Annotated in this window: 4 protein-coding genes; 1 reads left to right on the top strand and 3 read right to left on the bottom strand. The window is 46.3% G+C overall.

Annotation, left to right across the window (positions count from 1 at the left end):
• Positions 1-282: 282 nt before the first annotated feature.
• Positions 283-927 (top strand): imidazoleglycerol-phosphate dehydratase HisB, encoded by a 645-nt coding sequence (gene hisB, locus RIC07_RS00960; RefSeq protein WP_446378138.1) that lies wholly within the window; start codon positions 283-285, stop codon positions 925-927.
• 468 nt (positions 928-1,395) lie between these two features.
• Here the strand turns inward: hisB and RIC07_RS00955 are convergent, their stop codons facing one another.
• From RIC07_RS00955 to RIC07_RS00945, 3 genes are all read right to left on the bottom strand, one after another.
• A complete protein-coding gene (locus tag RIC07_RS00955) occupies positions 1,396-2,625 on the bottom strand; it encodes a class I SAM-dependent methyltransferase (protein ID WP_446392874.1) in 1,230 nt (409 codons plus the stop codon).
• Positions 2,626-2,847: 222 nt separating this feature from the next.
• The gene (locus tag RIC07_RS00950; RefSeq protein ID WP_446392871.1) at positions 2,848-3,615 is read right to left on the bottom strand and encodes a DUF928 domain-containing protein; all 768 of its coding nucleotides are present in this window, start codon (positions 3,613-3,615) and stop codon (positions 2,848-2,850) included.
• A 921-nt stretch (positions 3,616-4,536) separates the two neighbouring features.
• Positions 4,537-7,368, bottom strand: coding sequence for a CHAT domain-containing protein (locus RIC07_RS00945; protein WP_446392870.1), 2,832 nt, complete (start codon positions 7,366-7,368; stop codon positions 4,537-4,539).
• Between the last annotated feature and the right edge of the window lie 6 nt (positions 7,369-7,374).

Genomic DNA, 7,374 nt, shown 5'->3' with positions numbered 1-7,374 from the left:
TGGTTAAGGCTGATGTCGAGCAACAATGCCGGGTATCAGCCAAGCGTCAGCGTTAACGGTTATCGACCAAAAGTTACACCGTGGACTTATACCAAGGCAGAATTACTTATGGGTAGGTTTGTCTAGGTTTTTAGAAGCGGTTACTGTAGCACGCTCATGTGAATTGGGTTAGTAACTAAGGGAAGAGATTGGGAGAGGGAAGATGAGGGAGAGGGACTTCCACCCTGCCGCTCTTTCCTGTGAGAGAATAATAGACGGTGTTCTCCTATGTCAGCAGCGACTATGCAAACCAGCGATCGCACAGCTATCAATTCCCACTCTCAACATCCTCTATTCCCCGCCCGGACAGCAACCGTGAAACGTACTACAGGTGAAACCGATGTCCAGGTTAGCCTGAATTTCGATGGTACAGGAACCTGTAGTGCTGACACAGGTATCCCGTTTTTGGATCACATGTTGCATCAGCTATCCTCTCATGGGTTAATTGATTTAGACGTGAAAGCTACGGGTGATATCGAAATTGACGATCACCATACCAATGAAGACGTGGGCATTACATTGGGACAGGCGTTTGCTCAGGCATTAGGCGATCGCAAAGGGATTGTCCGTTTTGGTCATTTTATCGCCCCCTTGGATGAGGCATTAGTCCAAGTGGCACTGGATTTTTCGGGGCGTCCTCATTTAAGCTATGGTTTAGAGATTCCCACTCAACGGGTTGGCACCTACGACACGCAACTGGTGCGGGAATTCTTTGTTGCATTGGTAAACCATAGCCAAATGACGTTGCACATCCGCCAACTGGATGGAATTAATTCTCATCATATTATTGAAGCCACATTTAAAGCATTTGCGCGATCAGTCCGTATGGCAACAGAAATCGATCCCCGTCGCGCTGAAATGATTCCCAGTTCTAAGGGGGTTTTGTGACTTAATAATCATTTGTCTTCTGATATCGGGGCAGTGAATCTAATGTAGGGGCGGGTTTAGGGGCAAAATTAACAGACAAACCCATAACCTTTCTACAAAACCCGCCCTGCTCCACCCTATCACTACATCTTTGGCGTGCGATCGCGGTTTAAAATCAGGTGGATTTTGTTGTCGGGTTTGAGGTTAATTGATAAATTTAGGTGGGGATTAGGGTGAGTTTTGTTGTTCCGTTATTGGTGGGGAGGGCGGGTTTTGTTGTTCCGTTATTGGTGGGGAGGGCGGGTTTTGTTGTTCCGTTATTGGTGGGGAGGGCGGGTTTTGTTGTTCCGTTATTGGTGACTAGCTAAATTAATTCCCTAAACCCGCCCCTACAGATTCCCTAAACCCGCCCCTACAGATTCCCTAAACCCGCCCCTACAGATTCCCTAAACCCGCCCCTACATCTTTTGACCAATGACATACAACAAATTAAACAATTGGCGGAATCGTTAATCCTTTGAGCGATCGCGCTTTTTCCCGACTCAACCCTTTACACTGCAACAGCACCGCAAAACCTCCCAATCCCGTAGGATCAATCAGTTGATGTAAGGCATCCCGACGCTGCATAATTCTAATCACATCCTGCGCCCCCGCGATCGCTTGTCCCTGATGGCTTCCTAATCCTGACAATGCTGAGATGCGATCGCCTAATCCTAATGCCATTAAAAACAACCCTTGTTTGGTCAATTCTACGGTTTGTAATCCAGACAATTCTCCTTGCTGTTCTAACGCCGTAAAATTCACATGAGCGGTAATATCTTGTTGCCCAACATTTACATAAGGATTATCATGATGGCGGTGACGATAATAGCATTTTAATGTTCCCTGATGTCGGACGGGTAAATAATAGCGATCGGCAGGATACCCATAGTCAATCGTGAGCAAAAACCCTTGTTTCAGCTTATTAGCAATCATCTCCATCCAATCCAACGCTGCCAAATTCACTTCAGTTCGATAGCCGTCTGGATACACACCTGAATATAAATCAATTTTCATCCACTGAAAATACTCGTTTAACTGAGGTGTAGAACTATCATCGGTAACTTCGCCAAAATGAATCTCATCTACTTCTGTCGTTACCGTTGTCACATACACTTCCCGAAGCTTTCCCTTTTCCAGCACAACTTGATGCACCGGAAATGCATCCACGAGTTCGTTAGAAAAACAACACCCGATAATTGAATTGTTCGATATTTCATCAAAGGTACACCAGCGTAACGGTAAACCAGGTAGATTCAACTGGGTTAAAACTTGCTGCTGTTTTGTGATCAATCCCGCTGCTTTTTCGACAATGATATAGTCTAACGCCGCAAAACAGTCTGGATACTGTCGATATAAATGACTCAAAACATCAGCCGCAACCAATCCTTGACCCGCCCCCATTTCCACTAATGTAAAGGGTTCGGGGTATTCCAGAATCTCCCAGATTTGGGCAAACTGTTCTGCCAGTAACTCACCAAAATCATGACCCAGATGGGACGAGGTAAAAAAGTCTCCTTCAGAGCCAATATTAACTGCACCCGTAGCATAATATCCCTGTTGGGGATGATAGAGGACTAAATCCATATATTCGGCAAATGAAATACGCCGATTTGGTGTCGCCACAATTGTATCGGCAATTAGGTGTCTTAAGGATTTATCTTGGGGGGATAATGACATGAGTACAGATTTGGTAACCGAGTAGAGACTCAGGAAAGCAGGGGAAGCCTGTAGAGATGCGATCCAGAAGCGTCTGGAAAGCAGGGGTTGTAGGGGCGAGTCGCTGCATAAATGTGGAGGTGTGAGAATTAACCTGTCTCGACTCGCCCCAGTCTCAATCGTTAATCTCAGAAAGGGGACTGTATTATTTAAATCATTAAAGAGCTCCCCCACAAACTGATATCAATTAACGAGGGGCTGAGTCGCGATCGCATCAAGTCCCACCGATTTCAATAAGTCTGCCCAAGCCACCTGAAACGAGGAATCCTGTGGATTAGATTGTCTAAGTTCAGCCAGGGTTGTCAGAGTATCAAACCAAATACCATTTGCCCCATACTGGAGAGCCTGTTCTAACAAAGGTTCTCCGTCTAGCTGATTTAATGTTCCATTCGGCTTAATCCGTTTAATCACGCCTTGGACTCCGGGACTATCGGGCGTAACTTGTGCGCCACAAATCATCAGAAACGACCAATGATACGTTTTACCCATTTCTAGCTTGGATGCTTCATCAGGGAGCTTTACGCTGATAATCCCTGCTTGTTTGGGCATGGGCAAGGTTGTTTCGTAATAATAATCCTCATTTTCGTCCTTAAGCACAAAGAGTGCCTGCTTCGCCGTGGTTTTAGGGACGTAAACAAAAAATGTCGGGCGTTCCGCCACGGTTAATCCTTGGCGAGTCGCGGGCATTACAGGCGTAATCGTTGGCTCAAGTGCCTTCGCATCTTGAGGACATCCGCCATCACGAGTCCCTCCCCCTTCCGTATTGTTGGGTAAGGGTGGATCACCAGTTGGTGGCGGTGTGAAACTTACCGTCACCATCGAGCGACTAGCTAACGTTCTACCCGGCGTAATCTCTTGCGCCTGCACGGGTAGTCCCTCAATCGGCAGGATATTCCCCACCAGACTGATGACAAAGAAGCTAATATAAGTGTAGTAATGTTGCCAAGTCATGAGCATAATCCTCTTGAACAGTAAATGCCTTGGCGAATGACACTATTAATATTAAACAATTTCGTTTATAATAGCCAGTCTTCACCCCTTGATTTTACTCAACCCATAGGAATAAAAATTGAGAAGATTTATGTTGTAATAAGTCTTTCTATGTAGGGTTGATCACAAAAATACATCTAGGTTTGCTCTGGGATAATCCCCATCCGGGATTTTTGATCAACCTGAGCTGCCATCTGCCACGATTCTCAATAAACAGGAGTACATCAACGAAAAATCAGGGTTTTTACCGGGTAATCTTCGCAATAATCCCAATTGCTCACTAGAGTGCCAAATCTCAGTTGAACTTGCACCCCACTGAAATTCCTCATTCGCCAGGAATTGCCGGAGTGGTCACGTTGTCGTGTTTACAGTCAGGGATTAGGCGCATCTTAACCGGAATCCTCCAGTCAGATATCTATCGGGCGACAGGGTTGCTTATCCTCTGGAACGGAAGGTTGACAAGTTACTTGAGGTGTAAGCAGAGTGTCGGGTGTCGGGTGTCGGGTATGGGATGTCGGACACAATTGAACCCCTCTTTTCGAGCCAAACTGATTACAGGTTTAAATCGGTTACTAAGTGACATAATATACAGCAAGGTTTATAGAGATCACTAATTTACACTAATTTACATTATTTGACAATCAGAGTAAAAAAATATCGCACGTCTAAATCATTTGTACGATCAATTAACATTCTTTCCTAATACTTAATATTGGCGAAACGTCTGTGGTTTATCACTCTTAGGTTATGCTCTTTGTTTTTTCGGTTTCACCTAAGTTTTACAACTCAAATAGACTCTATCCCAGCCAGTAGTACCTTCAAGTCCCTTGTCACCCCCTCAGATACCTCACTTACACGCCATCGCGCTGTAGAACTGACGCTCTATAGCCAATTACCCACCAAAACAAACGGTGCCCAGTAATACGGATGCTCATATTTAGGATTGTTCAAGATAGAAAGCTGTGCTTGACGCAGAGATTCCGCTTTGCTGTTTTCAGCTTGAGTCAGGGATTGATAAAACTCAGCCATTAGTTGAGCTGTAGATTCATCGCGAACTGACCACAGGGTTGCTAGAGTGCTGCGAGCGCCGGAACGGACTGCAACACCCGCTAATCCCAAGGCGGCTCGCTGATCCCCGGTTGCGGTTTGGCAAGCACTGAGAACCAGTAATTCAATCGGTTGGCTATCCTCTCGTTCTCGAACTTGCAGTAATTGATCCAAATCATTGACATTAACTTGCCCTTCCCAGGTCAGGATAAACGTATCTTCCACCTCCGAACTAAACTGACCATGAGTAGCCAGGTGAACTACGGGGAAAGGAACGGCACTAATTTCTTGTTCAAGTGTGGTTGTAGTAAACTCCTGATTGAAAAGCATCTCAGACGGTACTTGATCCGAGATTTTTTTCAGTTCCAACTCGACTCCAGGTAAAGCAGAAAATCCCTGACGTTCCTCACTGAGTCCACCAATTAATGCCTGAAGCCGTTCTCGATCCAGCGCACGCGGTTCTAACAGTTGCAATCCAGGACTAACCGCGACACTATATTTTTCAATTAGATACTGTTCTCCATCATAAAGGGCTGCCATGGGCAGATTTCGCAACGCCCCATCCAGGATAAAGACGAGGGTTTTAATCTCATTGTCGGCTAACGCGGCTTCTATGGGTCGAATCAGCCAGTCATAAATGTCTTGGGAATAGCGTAATCGTTGTTTGTTTGACAGAACAGGATTGAGGAATTTGCGGAGTTGGACAAAGGCGTTGTTCACCTCTGCTTCCGGTAATTGAGTTTGATAATGGCGCAGGGGTTGTCCCGGCAATGATAGAATCACAGCTAAACGGTCTGGCAGAATAATCGGATAAATCACCGCCGCCGTGGGATCAACCTGATCAATTTGTTGGGATTGCGCCTGGATACAGGTGTTGCGAAAAAAGTTATCTAATTCAGCAAGCTGGAGGGATTCAATCACCTCACGGGCTTTTTGCAGGTTTTTTTGAGACGGATCAGATTTTAGGAGTAAGCCCACCAGTTGACGATAGACGGGTTCAACCCGTTCTCGAAAGTAAAACTGTAAATTTGGCAGGGCAATCAAATCACTGCGGAGCGATCGCAAGGTTTCCACGGCGACGGTATAAGCGGCGACGGCATCCTTTATATTGCCCTGCTTTTCCAGAATTCGACCCAGTTGCCATTCCCATAAATAGGCAATATCACCAGCATTAATTCCCGGAATCAAACTCAGCGCCTGTTGCGTCAGCTTTTGCGCCTCGGCTAACTGCTGCTTTTGTTCGTAAAGTTTGCCTAACTGCCCAATGGCGTATGATTCAGCTTTAGCGTCTTGAATCTGTCTGGCTTGTTGAATGGCTTTGGCTAACAATTGTGCGATCGCGCCGTTCGTAGTCAGCGCTTTAGCGCTTCCGGGATTGCTAACCAGGGCGGGTTTAGTTAGGTTATCGGTTTTTGGGGTAAGGTTATCGGTTAAACCCGCCCCTACAAATTGGCGCTCCTGCTCTCCGGCTTCTTCGCTCCCCTGCTCCCCTGCTCCTGTGCTCATCCGCATCAGGCTATCTGCAAAATTTACCTGAGCATAAACCGCCGCCCGACTGGGGGATAGGGTGGCGAGACTAACTTGGATTTGCGGTAATAGTGCGATCGCGGCGTCCTCTTGTTCCGTATTGATCAACAGACTCAGTTGGTTCAATTGAGCTTTGATTTGGATCAGCGAATCGGTTGCATTTTTAGCGGCTTTCTGGTAGTAATCTAATGCTTTGTCATCTTCTTGTAAGTCTCTAGTCACATTCCCTAAACTCAACAGAATCGGACTTGTATCAGGAGTTGGGTTGAGTTTTTGGGCGATCGCTAAACTTTGGGTTAAAAGAGTTTGGGACGTTTTGGGATCGCCCAATTCTTGCAGGGCAATTCCTAAACTCTGCAATCCTTGAACTTTGACGCGGGAGTCAGGGTTGGCTTGAAGTTGTTGATTTGCCCGTTCTAAGAGCGTTTGCGCCCGTCGATAGAGTCCCAAGGTTTGCAGGGCTTGGGCTTGGTTAATTTGGCTTCCCAGTTTTCCGGTTTCATCACCCGCACGACTGTAAGCGTCGGTGGCTTGTTTCCAGGTATCTAAGGCGGCTTCAGCTTGTCCTTTGGTGAGTTGCAGGCGTCCCTGAGTATTCAGGGCTTGACCCAGAATCGCCAAACCCCCTGATTCCCAATTGTCTTGGTGTTGCAACAGATCAAGACTTTGGCTAATCGCTTGTTCTGCGTCCTGGACTTGTCCCAAATTTTGATAGGCTAACGAGAGATAACTTAAACTTAGGGCTTGATTTAGGCGATCGCGCTTTTGTTCATACTCTTGGGCGGCTTGTTGCCACAGTTGTGCCGCATCAGTAAAACGTCCTGCTTCAAAGGCAGCAATCCCTTGTTCTAGAGGGGTTGGGGAATTGGCAATTTTGGCGTTTGCGGGTTGGCGTTTTAAGCGCCTGGTGTTATCCCCAAGGTGTAAGATTTTATCGGTTTGGGCAATATGCCCTTCTGCCCTCTGCCCTCTACCCTCTACCTTGTCTCCACTAACGTGTAAAGATTCAACTGGATATGAAATTCCGGGTAATACAGTGGTGACGAGAAACAGGGTTAGCCCAAACAGTATCACAGAGGAAGCATACCGTCTCAAACTAGACCGAACTTGTAGCCTAAAAAATTGACGAACCCACTTCATAGTTTT

The sequence above is a fragment of the Coleofasciculus sp. E1-EBD-02 genome (assembly GCF_040218245.1).
Classification (GTDB): domain Bacteria; phylum Cyanobacteriota; class Cyanobacteriia; order Cyanobacteriales; family Coleofasciculaceae; genus Coleofasciculus.
The sequence above is the reverse complement of the archived record's forward strand: the minus strand, read 5'-3'. Positions and strand labels throughout refer to the sequence as shown.

What these genes read in the sequence shown, in the direction of transcription:
- hisB (WP_446378138.1), top strand. Translation starts at nt 283, where the DNA reads ATGCAAACCAGCGATCGCACAGCTATCAATTCCCACTCTCAACATCCT.
- RIC07_RS00945 (WP_446392870.1), bottom strand. Translation starts at nt 7,368, where the DNA reads ATGAAGTGGGTTCGTCAATTTTTTAGGCTACAAGTTCGGTCTAGTTTG.
- RIC07_RS00955 (WP_446392874.1), bottom strand. Translation starts at nt 2,625, where the DNA reads ATGTCATTATCCCCCCAAGATAAATCCTTAAGACACCTAATTGCCGAT.
- RIC07_RS00950 (WP_446392871.1), bottom strand. Translation starts at nt 3,615, where the DNA reads ATGACTTGGCAACATTACTACACTTATATTAGCTTCTTTGTCATCAGT.